This window comes from Pantoea sp. SGAir0418, assembly GCF_043529865.1.
Map to the genome: position 1 here is coordinate 655,434 of NZ_CP027912.1, position 16,534 is coordinate 671,967.

The window sequence follows — 16,534 nt, forward strand, 5'->3', positions numbered from 1 at the left end:
GACCAAATCCCGGCCATTAGGCCGGGATTTTTACATTATCACTCAGCTGCTGCCAGCCGGATAATCATCAGTCCCGGTTCAGTGATCACCTCGATCTTCTGCCCGGTCGTAAATCCCAGCTCAGCCATCCAGTGGCCGCGCAGGGTGATCGACGGTGAAGGCCGCTGCTTCAGGTGATCGCGGATATATCCCACGGTATAACGTCTTGATTTAGTCCTGGACGTGTTGGCCTCTGACTTATGATGCGTGCCAGCCATAACCAGCTCCTCGTTAATTGCTTGCGGTCAGCGGTCAGCGGTCAGCGGGCTGGGGGTTCGAGCACCACGGTTCCGCGCCTGTTAGCGGCTCCGTTTACCCATCACGTTATCCAGCATCTCAGAAATAAACTTCTGCTTCGCCATTAGCGTCTGTCGGATCGCATCGATCTGCCTTTCCGGCCGAGACACCCGTTCATTGGTTAGTGTGATAAGCTCGCGGGCGGCAGGGACCAGTGCGGCAGCAGGCGCGACCTGTGCGGTCAGCGGAGAGCTGATGGGCAGCTGATCATGCATTCGATGTATTCGGGTAAACAGGTTAGCGACCAGCAGGAGTCGGATAAGCAGATCATCAGTGCACTTAGTTCCCTGGCTGCAGGTCTGGCAGGCGGCGTGACCGGCGGCAGTAGCACCAGTGCGCTGGCCGGCGCTCAGGCAGGGAAGAATGCGGTTGAGAATAACTGGCTGAGGGTGCAGGAAGCCGACAGAAAGAAACAGCTGGAGACGAAGCGCGACTATCTAAAACAGGAACTGACACCGGCTGAAGCGAAAGAGCTGGCGACGATTAATCAGACAGATAAAGCGCGTGATGAAGCGATAAAAGCGGTCTGTACGGATGGTAATAAAGGTGGTTCAGCCTGTGGTGCGCTGATTGGCCCGGCTCAGGAAGCATTTAATAAATATGGTGAAAATGCGACCTACTCATTGTTGTACAGGGATTTATATCCACAGGATGTGAAAAACCTGGAAAGTGTTTTGCAGGGACTGGATGCAGGCAGTATCAGCCGCGACCAAGCCATAACAGCAATAGCACAGGCGTCCGGTATGAGCTGGGAAACAGCAGCAGGCCGTTATGATATAGCAATGCAGACTCAGGAACTGGCTGCCGCTCTGGCGGGTGCTTACGGGCTGAAGAGTGTAATTAAGGATCCGACAAAAAGAGTTCAGCAAAAAAACTATCTCAACCTTCAGCCGGAAGAACGGCAGAGCCAAATAGAGTTGCTGCTGATGAGGAAGCTTCAGGGTGGTCACAGTACGATAAATACCGTAATGAAAGCGGAGACTGGAACTGGCCTGCAAAATTAGGTTTTGCCGAAGAACCAGTTAAAACAACGCTTCCTGTAGGCACTCATTTAGATAGGTATGGCAAGACAAATGGTTCTTTCCTGGCACCACAAGGTACGCCCCAGGAACAGCGCGCTTTAGCCCCTGGCTCCTCAGCGGATAAGTACCATGAATACGTTGTCATAAAACCGTTGCCTGTTATGCAAGGGAAAATAGCCCCTGCTTTTGGTGAACATGGCGGAGGTATTCAGATTCCGCCTAATATGCAGGAACGAGTAAATGTACAATGGTTGTTAGACAACAAATATATTGATAGGGTTAATTGAAATGCTGTTGAGTATTAATGATCTTCAAAAAAAAATAGATACGCTGGTTTTGATATTAGGTTTTCCAGTTCACTCTGTTAACCTTTGCTCAGCACCTATTGATGATGGAACGCCTTATATTTCATTTGAAAATGGAAAGTATAATTATATCTGTACCGAGAGAGGATATGAGTTTTCTAGAAAGGTTACAGATTCAACAGATGAGTTACTTTATTGGATTGTGTATGATTTTATATATGATGTAGCAGTCGAGTACGAATTAAATAATCGGATTCCCGGTAAAGATAGTCGGCGTATTTATTTTCCAAAGATTATTGAGCTTATGAACAAAATCAACATCGACTGGGGAATAAAATCTCGAAAACATTTTGAAGAAATTCTTGCTGCCAGTCCTTACGATGATAGCCTCTACTTATAATCTTAACTCAATAAATCCCGGCCTTAGTGCCGGGATTTTAATCTACAGAACAGTTAATTACCCTTCATTCGCCAGCCGGATGAGCAGTTGCCCCGGCCCGGTGATCACCTCGATCTTCTGCCCGGTCGTGAAGCCCAGCTGCTCCAGCCAGCGGCCTTTAATGGTGAGCTGCGGCAGCGGGTTCGGCTGGCTCCGGTTAGGCCGGTAGCTGACCCTGTAATAATGCGCCTGTAGTCCGCAGGCAGCGGTTGTGGGTGTGCGGGTCTCTGACTCATGATGCGTGTCAGCCATGATCAACTACTTCTTAGTTGCTCATGGTCAGCGGGCTGGGGTGCTCCAACACCTCAGTGCCGCGTCTGTTAATTACTCCGTTTTACCAATCGCTGCCGTAACGCTCTGGAAATGCTCACTTCTGAATTAGTATCGTGCTCTGCCATGATTAACCCTCTCGTATAATTGGTTGTGGTTAGCGGGTTAGCGGGTTAGCGGGTTAGCGGGTTAGCGGGTTAGCAGGTTAGCGGGTTGGGGTGTTGGCGCACCTCAGCTCCGCGCCGGATATCTACTCTGTTTAACCAATCACATCGTCCAGCATCTCAGCCACAAACTTCTGCCTCGTCATTAGCAGTTGCCTGATCGCATCGATCTGCCTTTCCAGCTGCGGCACCGTGCAGTTGTTAGAATGATAAGATCGCGGGCGGCAGGCAACAGCGCGGCAGCAGGCGCGACCGGTGCGGTCAGCGGAGAGCTGATGGGTCAGTTGATCGTGCATTCGATGTATCCGGGTAAACAGGTCAGTGACCTGCAGGAGTCGGATAAACAGATCATCAGTGCACTGAGTACCCTGGCTGCAGGTCTGGCAGGCGGCGTGACCGGCGGCAGCAGCGCCAGTGCGCTGGCCGGCGCTCAGGCAGGGAAGAATGCGGTGGAGAATAATGCGCTGACTATCCCTGCGCCTCCAGTTCCTGTTCCGGGTGTGCCTGTTGGTCCCGGCGACCAGGTTAAACAGGATGCAGATAAGAAAATAGCTTCAGGTCTTGAAGGTACAATTAAAGATCTGGGTGATGCGCTGGACAAGGCAACGCAGTGCTCCTTCGGACGAGCTTGTTCTTCGGAAAATGGCGAAGAACAGAACCAACCAAATATTGGCAAAGATTTTTCGGATGCTGATAAAGCCGAATTGGGTGGAACGGGGTCCGGAACGCCTGGCGGTTGGGAGCCACAGGATGAGGAAAATGCGCGAGATAAGGAAAACGGTTCAAATAATAATTTTGACCGTTTCAAGAAAGATGATCTTATTTCGTCTGCGAACGAGCCAATTAACGAACAAGGTTTATCCGCTGCGGCCAGAGCATGGGAAAAATACGCAGGTAGACCTGGTGGTGTTTTTGAACCTTTAAAAGGCAATCCAACACAGAAAAGTGAAGCAGCGAATCAGTTTGTAAATGAAGTGCTGAATAATAAAAGTACTATAAAAACAGAACTTTCCAGAGGTGGCGTGGAATATAGGTTGCCTGATGGCAGAGGTGTGCGTTATAACTCAGATGGCTCATTTTCTGGTTTCTTAGATCCTAAAAAGCCGAGATAAATATATGAACAATTATTTTGAATTAACTTTATTCAGTGATTCTAAATATGAAGAAATTACAGCGGAGATCTCTTACAAAGATCAGATTCTTTGCCAACTAAACAAAGATAAAGGCCCTGACAATATAGAAATAGAGTTTTTCTCAGATGCCAGGATACTTGCTGAACAGAATGCAATGAAATTTAGTCTAAGCAGTTTTTTGCAAATCCTGGCGGAAGCAACGGAAGAACTGAAAATATCTTAATCAGATAAAATCCCGGCCACCGAGCCGGGATTTTTACATTATTAGTCAACCGCCGGGCGGATGATGATCTGTTTCGGCGTGGTTATCACCTCGATCTTCTGCCCGGTTTCAAATCCCAGCTCAGCCATCCAGTGGCATCGTGCGTGATCGACGGTGAAGGCCGGTGCTTCAGGTGATAGTGGATATATCCCACGGTATAACGTCTTGATTTAGTTGAGGGCGTGTCGGTTTCTGACTTATGATGGGTACCAGCCATAAGCAGCTCCTCGTTAATTGCTTGCGCTCAGCGGGCTGGGATATTCGAGCACCTCAGTTCCGCGCCTGTTAGCTAATCCGTTTACCCATCACGTTATCCAGCATCTAAGAAATAAACTTCTGCTTCGCCATTAGCGTCTGTCGGATCGCATCGATCTGCCTTTCCAGCCCTGGCATCCGTTCAATGGTTAGTGTGATACGATCGCGGGCGGCAGGAACCAGTGCGGCAGCAGGCGCGACCGGTACGGTCAGCGGAGAGCTGATGGGCAGCTGATCATGTATTCGATGTATTCGGGTAAACAGGTTAGCGACCTGCAGGAGTCGGATAAACAGGTCATCAGTGCACTGATTACCCTGGCTGCAGGTCTGGCAGGCGGCGTGACCGGCGGCAGTAGCGCCAGTGCGCTGCCGGCGCTCAGGCAGGGATGAATGCGGTTGAGAATAACTCGCTGAACGGGGATAAAGCACGTTAATCCGACTGACAAAGTGCGGAATACCTTAAAGACCAGGTCAGAAACAAGCTCGGTAACGGGACAACCTCTGCTATCGCCAACGCGATTATCAACGGCCTGGCCGATGCAGGCGACTCGGCACTGGGGGGCGTGGACTATGTTGCCGATGCGGCCATGGCGCTGGCAACCTGTGTAGCGGAAGACCGTTACTGTAACCAGGGCTGAATGATCTGTCCGGGAAAAATCAGGCAGTCGCGGACAACGTTAAAGCGCTGATGAAAAGCGATACCTGGTATGCGGTGAAAGATACTGTAGTTCAGGCATCAAAAGGGAATCAGCTTGCGCTGGAAGCGACGGATGGGATGCTGGCTGGGATAATACTGCCAGGTAAAAAGGTTCCGGGAATCACTGCGGCCAGACAATCGCCAATTCGGTAGTTGATGCGAAAATTTTGATTATCTTTTTGGTAGAGAAACCGGTAATAGTCATACATTGGATCGTACAAATCAACTTGCTCTGGAAATGAAACGATTAGGTATTACTGATGATATTAATGGCCATACAGTGCTGGCTGAACATTTTACTCAGGCGACAAAAGTCCCAAATAATGTTGTAAAAAAATATACGGATCAATAGGGTAGCTCTGAGATTAGAGAGTCTTTCTTCATTGGCCCTTCAGGAAAGGCTACTATGTTTAAAAGTACTTTCAAAGTTACGGGCGATGGTGTTCGTCAGTACATTACGACCATACCGAAAAATGGGGTAACTAAGTAATGTTTATAGAAAATAAGCCTGATGAAATTGAATTGCTCTCTTTCTTTGAAAGTGAACCAGTCTCGTTTGAGAGAGAGAATGTCAGCTTTTTATATACAGCAAAAGATCAATGCGGTCTTAGTATTGATTTTTCGTTTAGCGTTATTGAAGGTTGGGTTCAGTACGTAATAAAACTACATGATAAAGAAATTTCACATAGCGCTATTGATGGTGTGAGTTCATTTAGTATCAAAAGGGATAATTTAGGTGATTATATTTATATTGAAGTTGTTGCAGAGGGGACGATAAATGAAGTTGAGGTGCGTATAAGGCCAGATATAAAAATTAGCTCTGTTCTTAGATAACGAAAATCCCAGCCCCTGCGGCTGGGATTTTTATTGTGGAGAATAACTTCCTGAAGCTTTTTGCGGAAGGCTGTGCCATCGCTGCCCCGTGTCATAGCAAGGTTGCAGAGCAGTTACTGGGGATGCCAGGGGTCTGTTTATGATATCGGCTGCAGTTAACGCCGCCGCTTTGTCACTCTAAGCACCGTTCCTCACGCTGCGGTTACCAGCCCGCAATCCCTGACGTGCCGATCCACCCCGCAAATTTCCGCTCTCCACCTGGTAAAGGCGCGCCTGCCTGACTACACCTTAAGCATCCTTGTTATCACTGTCCTTTCCGCTGTTTAAGCGGTTTTCAGCCTGCGCGACGGCATCCTGCGGCGCCGGCACCTTTAGCGGTCAGACATGACCTCTGGCCTGATTCGGAGTGAATGATGAAGAGTCGCAACCTGGCGCGATCGGCGGTCGCGTTTGCCACAGTGAGTTGCCTGTGTGTGCCGTTTAACGCTCTGGCGTGGGATAACCTGACGGTTTTCGGCGATAGCCTGAGCGACGGCGGTAATGTCGGGCGTTTTACTTATGATGGCGCGCAACATCCACTGTATGACGAGATCCTTGCTGCACAGTTCGGGCAAACGCTGCAGCCGTCGTCGCGCGGTGGCAGCAACTATGCACAGGGCGGCGGCGTTACCGTTCCGGCGCTGGATGCCAGCCTCAATACGCAAGACCAGCTGGCTACTTATCTGCAATCCACCGGCGGCCGCGCGGATAGCAACGGACTGTACATTCACTGGGTGGGCGCTAACGATATCGCGGCGGCGGTGACCAATCCGCTCACCGCGCGCGAGACTATCAGCAACAGCGCCAGCGCGGCGGTGTCGCAAATCAAAACGCTGTTGGATGCCGGCGCGGGGGCGGTAATCGTGCCAAACGTGCCGCAGCTTGGCTCCACGCCTTTCATGATGCAGGCGGTGCTGAGTGTGCTGGGCCCGGCGGCGCAGTCGGCGATGGTCGCGGCGTTTGCCTCGCTGGACAGCCATGCCACGCCCGACGTGGCTGCGCGCCAGCAGGCGGTGCGCGACGCATTCGATCAGGCCGCCGCACAGGTATCGACCATCCCGGCGCTGCGTGCCGCGCTGGCGCAGCAGCTGTTTTCGGCCTGGCAGGTGCTCAGCGAGCAGGTGACGGCCCTCTCCGATGGCTATAACCAGCAGGAAGAGGCCGGGCTGGTGGCGCTGAATGGCAACATTGTGCGTGCCGACATCGCCGGCCTGTTCAACGAGGTAATTGCCGATCCGCAACGCTATGGCCTGAGCAATACGCTGGGGATGGCCTGTCCGGTCGGCACCTCCGCCGCCGAATGCACCTCGTCAACGCCCGGTTTCAGTAACGCGCAGGCCTATCTGTTTGCCGACCGGCTGCATCCCAGCCCGGCGGTACATGCCATGATTGCCGACTACATTCAATCGATCCTTGACGCACCCGCGCAGGTGGCGGCACTGGCACGGGCGCCGCTGATGCTGTCGCGGGATATGCAGAACACCCTCGACGGCCATTTACAGCAGCAGCGTCAGCAGCCGGCCAGCGCCGGTCAGGTCAGCGTGTTCGGCGGCTATGCCGGTCAGCATATTGATTATCGCGGCGATAGCCTGCTCAACGGTGACGCCAATACCGGCAGCCTGACGCTGGGATTAGGCTATCAGTTCACGGATAACTGGCAGGCAGGTCTGCTGTTGTCGAGCACCGCGCAGCACCAGCATCCTTCGGCGCACTATGATTACAAGCTGCGCGGCAATTTGCTGGCGCTGTATAGCCAGCTGACGCTGCTGGAGCAGGGCTGGATCAATGCGGATGTGCACTATGCCGATCTCGATTTTGACAGCATCGAACGTCGCATCAATATCGGCCCGGCAACGCGCACCGAACAGGGCAGCAGCAGCGGCAAAATGCTCGGGCTACGGGTGCAAACCGGCTGGGATCTGCCGTTGGGCGAACACCTTTCCACCGGCCCGGTTGCCAGCTACGCACTGGATTATGTGCGGGCAGGGGGCTACAGCGAAAACGGCGACAGCAGCACCGCCATGCGCTTTTCCGATCAAACCCTGCATTCGCAAATCGGCGCGCTTGGCTGGCGTATCGACAGCAAACAGTGGCCGGTGAATCCGTGGGCGCAGCTCAGTTATAACCACCAGTTTGGTGATACGCAGAACGCGGTGCGCGCCGGGCTGAAGTCAACGCAGACCGGCTTTGTACGCAGCGTCAGCGCCGGTGATAAAAACTGGCTGGATATGTCGCTGGGGGCCAGCGTGCCGCTGGGTGAAACGGTCAACGCCTTTGCCGGGGTTTCTGCGGTCGGTGGCAACAGCGCCTATCATCAGCTGAGCTGGAATATTGGTCTGAACGCGACATTTTGACGGCGACGCGCCAGTCGGAAAGTTTCACTGGCGCGTTATCTCGCGTAAAAAATTAAACTGATGATCGCGGGAAATATTTCGATAATTCAAGCCATTCTTCTTCGTAAGTCAAATTAATCAGAACGTTCGTACCGGCGATTACCACAATTATTCTGCGATAAATCTGTAAAAGGTAATTTTGTCGCTTCGCTTTCCTTCCGGAATCATATCGTTATTCTGTTCCGGCAAATCACCCCGCTGAAAAGCTCCCGTATAAACTGGCACAGGTCAATATATTAATTTTCAATCACTTATACTGCTGATGCTCTGTCGTATTACGTTAATAATTTATGGGGAACACCATGGCGAATACATCTGGCACCACCAGCACTATCACACCATCTGCCACCGGGACGGTGATTCAATTACATACCATTGACGATTTACGTAAACAGGAACCTGTTTCGATTGGCGAAATTGCGTCGGTGCTGGAATACAGCCGTGGCAGTCGGATGGGCGGCGGCGTGTTTGTCTACGATGCCACCGACAACAGTACGCCCGATGACGGCGGGCTGAATTTCGTGACGTCCGGTAAAAAGCGCTGGAAAAGAGTAGTCCTCGATTATAGCGCGGTCACGGTGGTGGATTTTGGCGCGATAGCCGATGGCACCACCGATTGTATTGATGCGGTGATCCGCATGTTTAAATGGTCGCAGCGTGTTTTACCCTCCGCGGGCATTCGCTTTACCGCCGGTGAGTTCAGCCTGTCCGGCTTTGATTTAGCGGAAGTGCTGGGCAGCGACAGAGAGATTAACCGCTTTAAAATTTCCGGCGCGCCGGTCAACTTCGGTTATTTCCCCACCACCACGCTGAAATTTAACTGGGGACCGAAACCGCGCAAAACTCATTTCTTTAGCGTGCGCGCACGCTATGTGGAGATCTCCGGCTTTGTGGTGAAAGGCATGAGTTCTGACAGCGGCGAAGACGGCGGCACGGCGTTTAATAATGTCGGCTTCTTTACCAACAGTATTATCGGTGGCCAGTTTCTGCGCGTCAGCAGTATGGAGTTTCGCTACCTCGGCGGGCGGGCACTGGAACTGATTGATACGCTGGACTGTAAAATCGATCAGTTTTATTCACGTGGCTGTCAGGGCAGTATTGTCTATGCGCGCTGGTCCGATCGGGAAAAAGGCGCCTGGGATCATTCGACCGCGATTGAACTCTCCAACTTTAATTTGCAGCGCAGCACCAAACAGCCGGTGTTCGATCTGCCGCGCTGCACGCAATCGTTTATTCGTAATGGCTGGATCGAGCACTCCGAATTTGCCGGCGATCTCACCAATGGTCAGTGGACCATTGAAGGGCTGGTGATTGAATCGACGCAAAATCCCATGAAGATGGGTTATTGCCGCGCGATGATTATCCAGAAAAGCGTGCACCGCGATAGCGCGGGCTTTGACTTCAGCAAAGAGGGTATTGAGCCATGGACGCTGCTGGCCGAGGGCGATCGTGGCGTGATGGAGATTTCCGATCTCGGCGCGATCATTCAGGGATCGCTGAGTTATGACTTCACCACCTCGCAGCATCACATGGATAACCGTGGCAAAGACGCAAAATGGTTTTACGTCGGCGAATTTAATTTTTCCGACGCCACCTCACAAATTCACGTGCGCATTGTCGGCAGCGCGCAGTATGTTTCCCAGTCGGAAACGCAAACCGATTACAGCTACCGGACACCGGAAGGCGTGGCGCATATTTATCTGCAGGCGCGCAACGACGATAACACCATTGGCAGCTGGTACAGCGAAGGTTCCTCGCCCGTAATTAAAGTGCATATCGAGGGCAAAGGCGCACACACCAAACTGTACGTTAAAATTCCGGCCTATACCGGCTTCTCAATTGCGCTGGTGGAAACCAACGGGCGCGATCGCTATCAGTCCGGTCAGTGTTTTATTTTCCGCAAAAGTTTTACCGCCTGCAGTGCGGAAGAAGCCACGGCGCTGGACAACCAGCCGGTCGTCGCCTTTGAACAGCACTGGGTGGGCAATAAAGATGTCGGCTTTGGCTACAACAATAATAAAGAACTGCTGCTGCGTGGGCCGTTTTTTGAACGGCAGGAGCAGGATGCCGCGGGGAAGTGGATCACCCGCCGTTTTCTGAAAGTCCGCGTGAACGGCGTGCCGCGCAGTATTGAATTACTCGATCCGGATAATCCGCGCTAACGCTTCAGGCCAGCAGTATTCCTCTGCTGGCCTGAATAATTCATTTTCCCCAGCGCTGACGTAAATAATCGACCGCCTGCTGCGTCTGCGGCTGATTAAGATAATCTTCGCGAAACAGAATGGTGCCGTCGATGTGCGGCAGCGATTCATTCAGATCGAGCTGTTTTTTCAGCTCGGGAACGCCGCCCTGAACCGTCCAGTCCGGCTCATTTTTTGAAGCTTCACCCACCTTATACAGCGCCACGCCGATGTACAGCCGGGTGCGCGTTGGCTGTACCACATTGGCCCACCAGCGCGCCAGGACGTCATAGCGCGCAGCCTGGCGGGCAAACGGCCAGTACAGCTGCGGCGCGATGTAATCCAGCAGGCCAAGCTGCACCCAGCGGCGCGTGTCGGCATAGGCTTCATCATAAGCCGCCGCACCGCGCGTATCGGAGCCGGCCGCATCGTGCGACAGATTGCGCCAGACACCCGCCGGGCTGACGCCGAACTCAACGCCCGGCTTAAGCTGTTTAATCGTGCGGGAAACCTGTTCGATCAGTAGCTGGGTATTGTGCCGCCGCCAGTCGGCTTTGCTGGCAAAGCCCGCGCCGTACTGGCGGAAGGTGGCGCTGTCATTGAGCGGCGACGCCGCGGTTTCGGTGTAGAAATAGTCATCGAACTGAACGCCATCAATGGCGTAGTTTGACACCACTTCCGCCACGATGCTGGTGATCCAGTCGCGCGCCGCCGGAATGCCCGGATCGAGCACGAAGCGGTCGCTGGCGGTGCGGATCCAGTCGCGATGCAGCACAAACACGCTGGCCGGCTGCAGCTGGAGCGTGTTGTTTAACGCCGTCACAGTCGCAGTTTTGGTATTGGTCGACACGCGATAAGGATTAAACCACGCATGCACCTTCATGCCGCGTTTGTGCGCCTCGTCGAGGATAAATTGCAGCGGATCGTAACCCGGATCCTGCCCGATATTGCCGGTCAGGGTATCGGACCATGGCAGGATACGCGAATGCCACAGCGCGGTGCCATCGGGCTTCACCTGGAAAAATACCGTGTTGATCCCCAGGCTATGCAGCTTATCCAGTTTGGCCGTCAGCGCCTGCTGCTGCTGGCGAATACGCAGCGCCGGGCTGGCTGTGACGGAGGATATCGGCGGCCAGTCGAGGCGCGACACCGTAGTGAGCCAGACGCCGCGCACTGGTTCAGTCTGCGCTGCGGGTTTAGCCGGAACAGGAGGTTTAGTCGGCGACGGAAACGGGGTGACCAGCGATTTTGGCGGCTCCGAGGCGCAGCTGGCCAGCAACAGCACGGCAGACAGCAGACGGGCGACGCGTTTAATGTGGGTAACAGAGAGGTAACGCGCTGAACAGGCTATGATAAACTCCGTTTCTTGTAGTCCGTTATTCGCAAGCGTTCATTCTCTGATCCTCAGACATAATGTCAAGACATTGGCTAAGATGAATGCCGCCGCGGCGCTGTCGCGCGTCCCGCATCTTACAGGAGTTCTCACTATGCAATACGAAGACCTTTATCGCCGCATTGGCCAGATCATTTTTAGCTGTGGCCCCGACGGCGCGCAGGTGCTGGTGGTGCAGGCGGAGCTGTTTGCCGATGAGGAGGGCGGGCAGTTTCAGTTTAACTACCTTGATGAAAACGGCGAACCGGACTGGTTCGAGCCGGACGCGCGCGCGATTGGCGATCTCAGTGCCGCGCTGAAAGACTTTCAGCAATACTTTATCGAACATGAGATGACTGAAGGGCAGCCGGTGTGGACGCACTGCACCGTGACGATTAACGTGGCGGATGAGTCGATCAGTATTGATGTGCAGTAACGGCGGGCTTCCGTGCCCGTCATGGCGAGCGTTACGAACGCAGCGCTACCATCTCCTCGCTGTTTTTACGCGCCGCGCGCTTGCGGTGCACAATCTGGCTGGCGACCAGCACCAGCAGCGTTAACAGGCCGGTGGCGATAATTTCGGAACGATGCTGCGCATTGAACAGCATTGACGTCAGTACGCCAACAATGAACACCATGGTGGCCCACGTCAGACCCGGGAACAGCCACATGCGATAGCTGAGCTGCTCGCCGCGCGCCTCGCGCTTTTTCCGCAGCACCAGATGCGAAGCGGCAATGACCAGATAAACCAGCAGCGCAATGGCGCCGGAGCTGGCCAGCAGGAACTCAAACACCGCGCTCGGCGCCAGATAGTTGGCGATCACCGCCAGAAATGCTGCGGCGGTAGACATCAGCACTGCGACCCATGGCGTGCCGCTGCGCGTGGTGCGCGAGGCCGCCGCTGGCGCATCCTGACGACGCGACAGGGAATAGAGCATGCGCGACGCGGTGTAAAGCGCAGAATTGAGACAGCTGCATACCGCGATCAGCACCACCACATCGACAATCTGCCGGGCATACGGCACGTTCATCATCTCCATCGCCGTCTGGTAAGACCCGGCTTTCATCAGCGACGGCGTATTCCACGGCACCAGCGCCATCACCAGAAAGATCGACAGCAGATAAAACAGCGCGATACGCCAGATCACCGAGTTGGTGGCGTGGGTGATTTGCTTGCGCGGTTCGTTAGATTCGGCGGCGGCAATGGTGACGATTTCCGTGCCCATGAAAGAGAACATGGTGGTAAGAATGGCGGCGAGCACGGCACTGATACCGTTAGGCATGAAGCCGTGAGTGTCGTACAGATGTGAAATACCCTGCGTGCTGCTGCCGGGCAACAGGCCAAACAGCGCCAGGCTGCCGGCACAAAGAAAGGCGACGATAGCCACCACTTTCAGCAGCGCGAACCAGAACTCAAACTCACCGTAGTTTTTCACGCTGAACAGGTTGCTGATGGTCAGAAAACTGGTGATCGCCAGCGTGTATTCCCACACCGCCACCTGCGGGAACCAGCCGTGCAGAATGGTGCCGGCGGCGTTGGCCTCCAGCGGGATCACCAGTACCCAGAACCACCAGTAAAGCCAGCCGATGGTAAACCCAGCCCAGCGGCCAAGAGACTTGTCGGCGTAAGTGGAGAAGGAACCGGAGTCCGGTGAGGCGACCGCCATCTCCGCCAGCATGCGCATAATCAGCACCACCAGCGCGCCGGCGGCGATATAGGCCAGCAGCACCGCCGGTCCGGCTTCGGCAATCGCATGGCCGGAACCGACGAACAGCCCGGCACCAATCACACCGGCAATCGACAGCATGCGCACGTGGCGGGGTTTCAGGCTTTGTGCCAGTACATCGGCATTCTGAGCAGTCATCAATATCTCTCCAGATCGTCTCTCAGGCGGGGCAGACCCCGCCTGTTATGCAGGTGAAACTTGCCTGCGCGCGGCAGGCAAGCGATCGGACAATGGGTGGAACGCTAAGGCTGGCTGAGCAGGCTGTCGAGAATATCCAGCGCCTGACGGAACTGGGCATCCGGAATGGTGAGCGGATAGAGGAAGCGGATCACGTTGCCCTGCGGGCCACAGGTCAGCAGCAGCAGACCGCGCGCCATCGCCTGTTGCTGCAGTGCCTGCGCCTGCTGCGCGCTGGCAAACTCCACGGCTACCATTGAGCCCAGCGCACGCACGTCGGTAATCGACGCGTTAGCGCGGCGCGCGCGGTGCAGCAGTTCGCTCAGCGTAGCGCCCAGGTCGCTGGCGCGCTGGCACAGCTGCTCTTCGTCGATGACATCCAGCACCGCATGCGCGGCGGCAATCGACAGCGGATTGCCGGCGTAAGTACCGCCCAGCCCGCCCGGACCGGGCGCATCCATGATGTCAGCGCGACCGCTCACCGCCGACAGCGGCATACCGCCCGCCAGGCTTTTCGCCATGGTGATGAGATCGGGCTGTACGCTGTAGTGTTCCATGGCGAACAGCTTGCCGGTGCGGCCAAATCCGCTCTGTACCTCATCGGCAATCAGCAGAATGCCGTGCTCATCGGCCAGCGCGCGCAGCTGCGTAAGAAACTCTGCCGGCGCGATGTGGAAACCGCCTTCGCCCTGCACCGGTTCCAGTACGATGGCGGCCACATCCTGCGGCGCGATGTCGTGGCTGAACAGATCGTGCAGGCTGGCGATAGCGTCCTCAACGCTGATGCCGGTCACTGCGTTAGGGTAGCGGGCGTGAAACACCGAGGCCGGCATCGGGCCAAAATCGCGCTTATAGGGGGCCACTTTGCCGGTCATCGCCATGGTCATGAAAGTGCGGCCGTGAAAGGCGTTACCGAAGGTGATGATGCCGTGACGACGGGTAGCGGCGCGCGCCACTTTAACCGCATTCTCTACCGCTTCAGCGCCGGTGGTGAAAAAAGCGGTTTTGGCTTTACCGGCAATTGGCACCCGCTGATTGATGCGTTCCGCCAGCGCCACATAGCTCTCATACGGTGTGACCTGGAATGCGGTATGGGTGAATTTTGCTAACTGATCGGCAATGGCCTGCACGATACGCGGATGACGGTGGCCGGTGTTAAGCACCGCGATGCCGCCGGCGAAATCAATCCAGCTATTGCCCTCAACATCACGCAGCGTGGCGTTTTCGGCCTGATCGACATACCACTGACAAAGATTACCGGTGCCGCGCGGCAGCGCGTCATCTTTGCGTTGTTGCAACTGGCTGTTTTTACCTTCCATAACCTTTCCTTAGCGATAAGCGTCTTTACAAATCACGACAAACACGCTTATTTATGCCTGCACTGAGCGCGGTTGCCAGAGCCAATTTCACTGAGAAGGATGGAGCCAATTGCGGAGTTTATACGCCGATCATGTATTGGAACGACTACAGTTTGTCGCGGAAGGCACGCTGCAGCAGCGCCTGCTGCACTGCATGCAGGCGGCGATTGTTGAAGGCATTTTCCCGCGCGGCTCACGTCTGCCAGCGACGCGTGATTTAGCGCGCGAGCTGGCGGTGTCGCGTAATACGGTGCTCAACGTCTATGAAAATCTGGTCGCGCAGGGATATGTCAGCGCGCGCACCGGCAGCGGCACCTGGATTGCAGAAAACCTGCCGGAAGGGTGCCTTAACAGCGCGCCGGCGCTGCCGCTCAGTGAACCCCTGATGAGTAAACCGGCGGCGATATCAAAACGCGGCGCCACGCTGCTCGGTCACGCCAATGCCTCGCCTTATCAGTGGGGCGCATTTGTGCCCGGCGCGCCGGATGTGCGTGAGTTTCCACATAAGTTGTTTAGCCAGATTCAGTCGCGCCTGAATCGCGAACCCGACATCGAGCGGCTGATTTACAGCAGTAACGGCGGCTGTCCGCAGCTGCGCCAGGCGCTGGCTGAGTATCTCAGCGTGGCGCGCTCGGTGCGTGCCGACGCCGATCAAATCATCATTACTGAAGGCATTCATCAGGCGGTGGATCTGGTGACGCGCGTGCTGTGCGACGCGGGCGATCCGGTGTGGATCGAGGAGCCAGGCTACTGGGGCACGCGCAACCTGTTACGCATTAACGGGCTAAAAATTCAGGCCAAAGCGGTGGATGAACAGGGCATTATCCCGGAGCTGGCACCGCGCAGCAAAGCGCCGAAGATGATTTTTGTGACACCGTCACACCAGTATCCGCTGGGTGTGCATCTCAGTCTGGAGCGGCGCAGACAGCTGCTCGACCTGGCGCGCAAACATAAAAGCTGGCTGGTGGAAGATGACTATGACAGCGAATTTCGCTTCGCCGGCCAGCCATTTCCCTCGCTGCAGGGCTTTGAGCCAGATGCGCCAGTGATCTACATGGGCACCTTCAGTAAAACGCTCTATCCCGCACTGCGTCTCGGCTATCTGGTGGTGCCGAAAGCGCTGGCGCAGCCGCTGCGCGTGGCGGCGGCCGAACTCTATCGCGGCGGCCATCTGCTGGTGCAGCGCGCGCTGGCGGAATTCATCCAGAAAGGCCACTACATGACGCACATCCGCCGCATGCGCAAACTCTACAGTCAGCGCCGGCGCTTTATGATGACGCTGATTGAACGCTACCTGGGCGCGGCATTCATGCCGGTGGTCAATCATGAAGCCGGGCTGCATCTGGTGCTGAATCTGCCCCCGGGCTGTGATGATGTGGCGATTGCCGCGCTGGCGCTGCGACGCGGCGTGAAGGTGCGGCCGCTGTCGCAATACTATATGCATCCGCAGGAGCGACGCGGTCTGCTGCTCGGTTACGCCTGCGTGGATGAGCGCCAGTGCCAGGATGCGTTTGGTGTGCTCAAAGCCTGCCTGATAGAAGCGGGCATCGCCGGGCGGGGATAGCCCCGGC

Annotated in this window: 17 protein-coding genes and 1 pseudogene; 11 read left to right on the plus strand and 7 right to left on the minus strand. The window is 55.2% G+C overall.

The window, feature by feature from the left end:
• Positions 1 to 38 precede the first annotated feature (38 nt).
• Both C1N84_RS22140 and C1N84_RS22145 read right to left on the minus strand, forming a co-directional pair.
• Positions 39 to 257 carry a SymE family type I addiction module toxin gene (locus tag C1N84_RS22140; protein WP_058776388.1) on the minus strand — a complete coding sequence of 73 codons (219 nt, stop codon included), beginning with the start codon at positions 255 to 257 and terminating at the stop codon, positions 39 to 41.
• Between the two features lie 81 nt (positions 258 to 338).
• Complete coding sequence (locus tag C1N84_RS22145; RefSeq protein WP_058776387.1) at positions 339 to 551, minus strand: hypothetical protein; 213 nt, start codon at positions 549 to 551, stop codon at positions 339 to 341.
• Between C1N84_RS22145 and C1N84_RS22150 the strand changes: the two genes are divergently transcribed.
• The 3 genes from C1N84_RS22150 to C1N84_RS22160 all read left to right on the plus strand — a co-directional run bounded on the left by C1N84_RS22150 (position 546) and on the right by C1N84_RS22160 (position 2,063).
• On the plus strand, positions 546 to 1,340 hold the full coding sequence (locus C1N84_RS22150; RefSeq protein ID WP_264443896.1) for a VENN motif pre-toxin domain-containing protein: 795 nt from the start codon (positions 546 to 548) through the stop codon (positions 1,338 to 1,340). The two genes, C1N84_RS22145 and C1N84_RS22150, sit on opposite strands and share 6 nt — an antisense overlap.
• An 80-nt stretch (positions 1,341 to 1,420) precedes the next feature.
• The gene (locus C1N84_RS22155; RefSeq protein WP_394541915.1) at positions 1,421 to 1,645 is read left to right on the plus strand and encodes a TNT domain-containing protein; all 225 of its coding nucleotides are present in this window, start codon (positions 1,421 to 1,423) and stop codon (positions 1,643 to 1,645) included.
• Position 1,646: 1 nt separating this feature from the next.
• The gene (locus C1N84_RS22160) at positions 1,647 to 2,063 is read left to right on the plus strand and encodes an Imm63 family immunity protein (protein WP_072208604.1); all 417 of its coding nucleotides are present in this window, start codon (positions 1,647 to 1,649) and stop codon (positions 2,061 to 2,063) included.
• A gap of 57 nt (positions 2,064 to 2,120) precedes the next feature.
• Here the strand turns inward: C1N84_RS22160 and C1N84_RS22165 are convergent, their stop codons facing one another.
• Positions 2,121 to 2,354, minus strand: coding sequence for a SymE family type I addiction module toxin (locus tag C1N84_RS22165; protein WP_058776385.1), 234 nt, complete (start codon positions 2,352 to 2,354; stop codon positions 2,121 to 2,123).
• A 361-nt stretch (positions 2,355 to 2,715) separates the two neighbouring features.
• Between C1N84_RS22165 and C1N84_RS22170 the strand changes: the two are divergent.
• Together C1N84_RS22170 and C1N84_RS22175 are read left to right on the plus strand one after the other, a co-directional pair.
• Positions 2,716 to 3,648: pseudogene (locus C1N84_RS22170) on the plus strand (VENN motif pre-toxin domain-containing protein); the annotation flags it as partial.
• Between the two features lie 4 nt (positions 3,649 to 3,652).
• A complete protein-coding gene (locus tag C1N84_RS22175) occupies positions 3,653 to 3,892 on the plus strand; it encodes a hypothetical protein (RefSeq protein ID WP_264443887.1) in 240 nt (79 codons plus the stop codon).
• Positions 3,893 to 3,933: 41 nt separating this feature from the next.
• Here the strand turns inward: C1N84_RS22175 and C1N84_RS22180 are convergent, their stop codons facing one another.
• Positions 3,934 to 4,020 carry a SymE family type I addiction module toxin gene (locus C1N84_RS22180; RefSeq protein ID WP_315975550.1) on the minus strand — a complete coding sequence of 29 codons (87 nt, stop codon included), beginning with the start codon at positions 4,018 to 4,020 and terminating at the stop codon, positions 3,934 to 3,936.
• A 403-nt stretch (positions 4,021 to 4,423) separates the two neighbouring features.
• On the opposite strand from C1N84_RS22180, the gene C1N84_RS22185 reads away from it, so the two are divergent.
• The 4 genes from C1N84_RS22185 (at position 4,424) to C1N84_RS22200 (ending at position 10,311) form a co-directional block, all read left to right on the plus strand.
• The gene (locus tag C1N84_RS22185) at positions 4,424 to 4,576 is read left to right on the plus strand and encodes a VENN motif pre-toxin domain-containing protein (RefSeq protein ID WP_262264988.1); all 153 of its coding nucleotides are present in this window, start codon (positions 4,424 to 4,426) and stop codon (positions 4,574 to 4,576) included.
• A 796-nt stretch (positions 4,577 to 5,372) separates the two neighbouring features.
• The gene (locus C1N84_RS22190) at positions 5,373 to 5,717 is read left to right on the plus strand and encodes a hypothetical protein (RefSeq protein ID WP_166719163.1); all 345 of its coding nucleotides are present in this window, start codon (positions 5,373 to 5,375) and stop codon (positions 5,715 to 5,717) included.
• 410 nt (positions 5,718 to 6,127) lie between these two features.
• Entirely contained in the window at positions 6,128 to 8,110 is a 1,983-nt protein-coding gene (locus C1N84_RS22195) for an autotransporter outer membrane beta-barrel domain-containing protein (RefSeq protein ID WP_394541884.1), read from the plus strand.
• Between the two features lie 341 nt (positions 8,111 to 8,451).
• The gene (locus C1N84_RS22200) at positions 8,452 to 10,311 is read left to right on the plus strand and encodes a hypothetical protein (protein WP_394541885.1); all 1,860 of its coding nucleotides are present in this window, start codon (positions 8,452 to 8,454) and stop codon (positions 10,309 to 10,311) included.
• 40 nt (positions 10,312 to 10,351) lie between these two features.
• Here C1N84_RS22200 and C1N84_RS22205 read toward each other — a convergent pair whose 3' ends face one another.
• Positions 10,352 to 11,644, minus strand: a complete 1,293-nt coding sequence (locus C1N84_RS22205) for a glycoside hydrolase family 10 protein (protein WP_125310950.1) — start codon at positions 11,642 to 11,644, stop codon at positions 10,352 to 10,354.
• A 172-nt stretch (positions 11,645 to 11,816) separates the two neighbouring features.
• Here C1N84_RS22205 and C1N84_RS22210 point away from each other — a divergent pair, with 172 nt between their 5' ends.
• Positions 11,817 to 12,137, plus strand: coding sequence for a hypothetical protein (locus tag C1N84_RS22210; protein WP_058759124.1), 321 nt, complete (start codon positions 11,817 to 11,819; stop codon positions 12,135 to 12,137).
• Positions 12,138 to 12,168: 31 nt separating this feature from the next.
• Here the strand turns inward: C1N84_RS22210 and gabP are convergent, their stop codons facing one another.
• Both gabP and gabT read right to left on the minus strand, forming a co-directional pair.
• Positions 12,169 to 13,566 carry a GABA permease gene (gene gabP, locus C1N84_RS22215; protein ID WP_394541886.1) on the minus strand — a complete coding sequence of 466 codons (1,398 nt, stop codon included), beginning with the start codon at positions 13,564 to 13,566 and terminating at the stop codon, positions 12,169 to 12,171.
• A 104-nt stretch (positions 13,567 to 13,670) separates the two neighbouring features.
• Positions 13,671 to 14,924: a 4-aminobutyrate--2-oxoglutarate transaminase gene (gene gabT, locus C1N84_RS22220; protein ID WP_088517268.1), complete on the minus strand. Its 1,254-nt coding sequence runs from the start codon at positions 14,922 to 14,924 to the stop codon at positions 13,671 to 13,673.
• A gap of 109 nt (positions 14,925 to 15,033) precedes the next feature.
• Between gabT and C1N84_RS22225 the strand changes: the two genes are divergently transcribed.
• Complete coding sequence (locus C1N84_RS22225) at positions 15,034 to 16,527, plus strand: MocR-like pyridoxine biosynthesis transcription factor PdxR (protein ID WP_185749284.1); 1,494 nt, start codon at positions 15,034 to 15,036, stop codon at positions 16,525 to 16,527.
• The last annotated feature ends 7 nt before the right edge of the window (positions 16,528 to 16,534 follow it).

Excerpts from the sequence above, each read along its gene's own strand:
- C1N84_RS22185 (WP_262264988.1), top strand. The coding sequence starts at position 4,424 with ATGTATTCGATGTATTCGGGTAAACAGGTTAGCGACCTGCAGGAGTCG.
- C1N84_RS22210 (WP_058759124.1), top strand. The coding sequence starts at position 11,817 with ATGCAATACGAAGACCTTTATCGCCGCATTGGCCAGATCATTTTTAGC.
- C1N84_RS22175 (WP_264443887.1), top strand. The coding sequence starts at position 3,653 with ATGAACAATTATTTTGAATTAACTTTATTCAGTGATTCTAAATATGAA.
- C1N84_RS22180 (WP_315975550.1), bottom strand. The coding sequence starts at position 4,020 with ATGGCTGAGCTGGGATTTGAAACCGGGCAGAAGATCGAGGTGATAACC.
- C1N84_RS22200 (WP_394541885.1), top strand. The coding sequence starts at position 8,452 with ATGGCGAATACATCTGGCACCACCAGCACTATCACACCATCTGCCACC.
- gabP (WP_394541886.1), bottom strand. The coding sequence starts at position 13,566 with ATGACTGCTCAGAATGCCGATGTACTGGCACAAAGCCTGAAACCCCGC.
- C1N84_RS22195 (WP_394541884.1), top strand. The coding sequence starts at position 6,128 with ATGATGAAGAGTCGCAACCTGGCGCGATCGGCGGTCGCGTTTGCCACA.
- C1N84_RS22150 (WP_264443896.1), top strand. The coding sequence starts at position 546 with ATGCATTCGATGTATTCGGGTAAACAGGTTAGCGACCAGCAGGAGTCG.
- C1N84_RS22145 (WP_058776387.1), bottom strand. The coding sequence starts at position 551 with ATGCATGATCAGCTGCCCATCAGCTCTCCGCTGACCGCACAGGTCGCG.
- C1N84_RS22160 (WP_072208604.1), top strand. The coding sequence starts at position 1,647 with ATGCTGTTGAGTATTAATGATCTTCAAAAAAAAATAGATACGCTGGTT.
- C1N84_RS22140 (WP_058776388.1), bottom strand. The coding sequence starts at position 257 with ATGGCTGGCACGCATCATAAGTCAGAGGCCAACACGTCCAGGACTAAA.
- C1N84_RS22165 (WP_058776385.1), bottom strand. The coding sequence starts at position 2,354 with ATGGCTGACACGCATCATGAGTCAGAGACCCGCACACCCACAACCGCT.
- C1N84_RS22190 (WP_166719163.1), top strand. The coding sequence starts at position 5,373 with ATGTTTATAGAAAATAAGCCTGATGAAATTGAATTGCTCTCTTTCTTT.
- gabT (WP_088517268.1), bottom strand. The coding sequence starts at position 14,924 with ATGGAAGGTAAAAACAGCCAGTTGCAACAACGCAAAGATGACGCGCTG.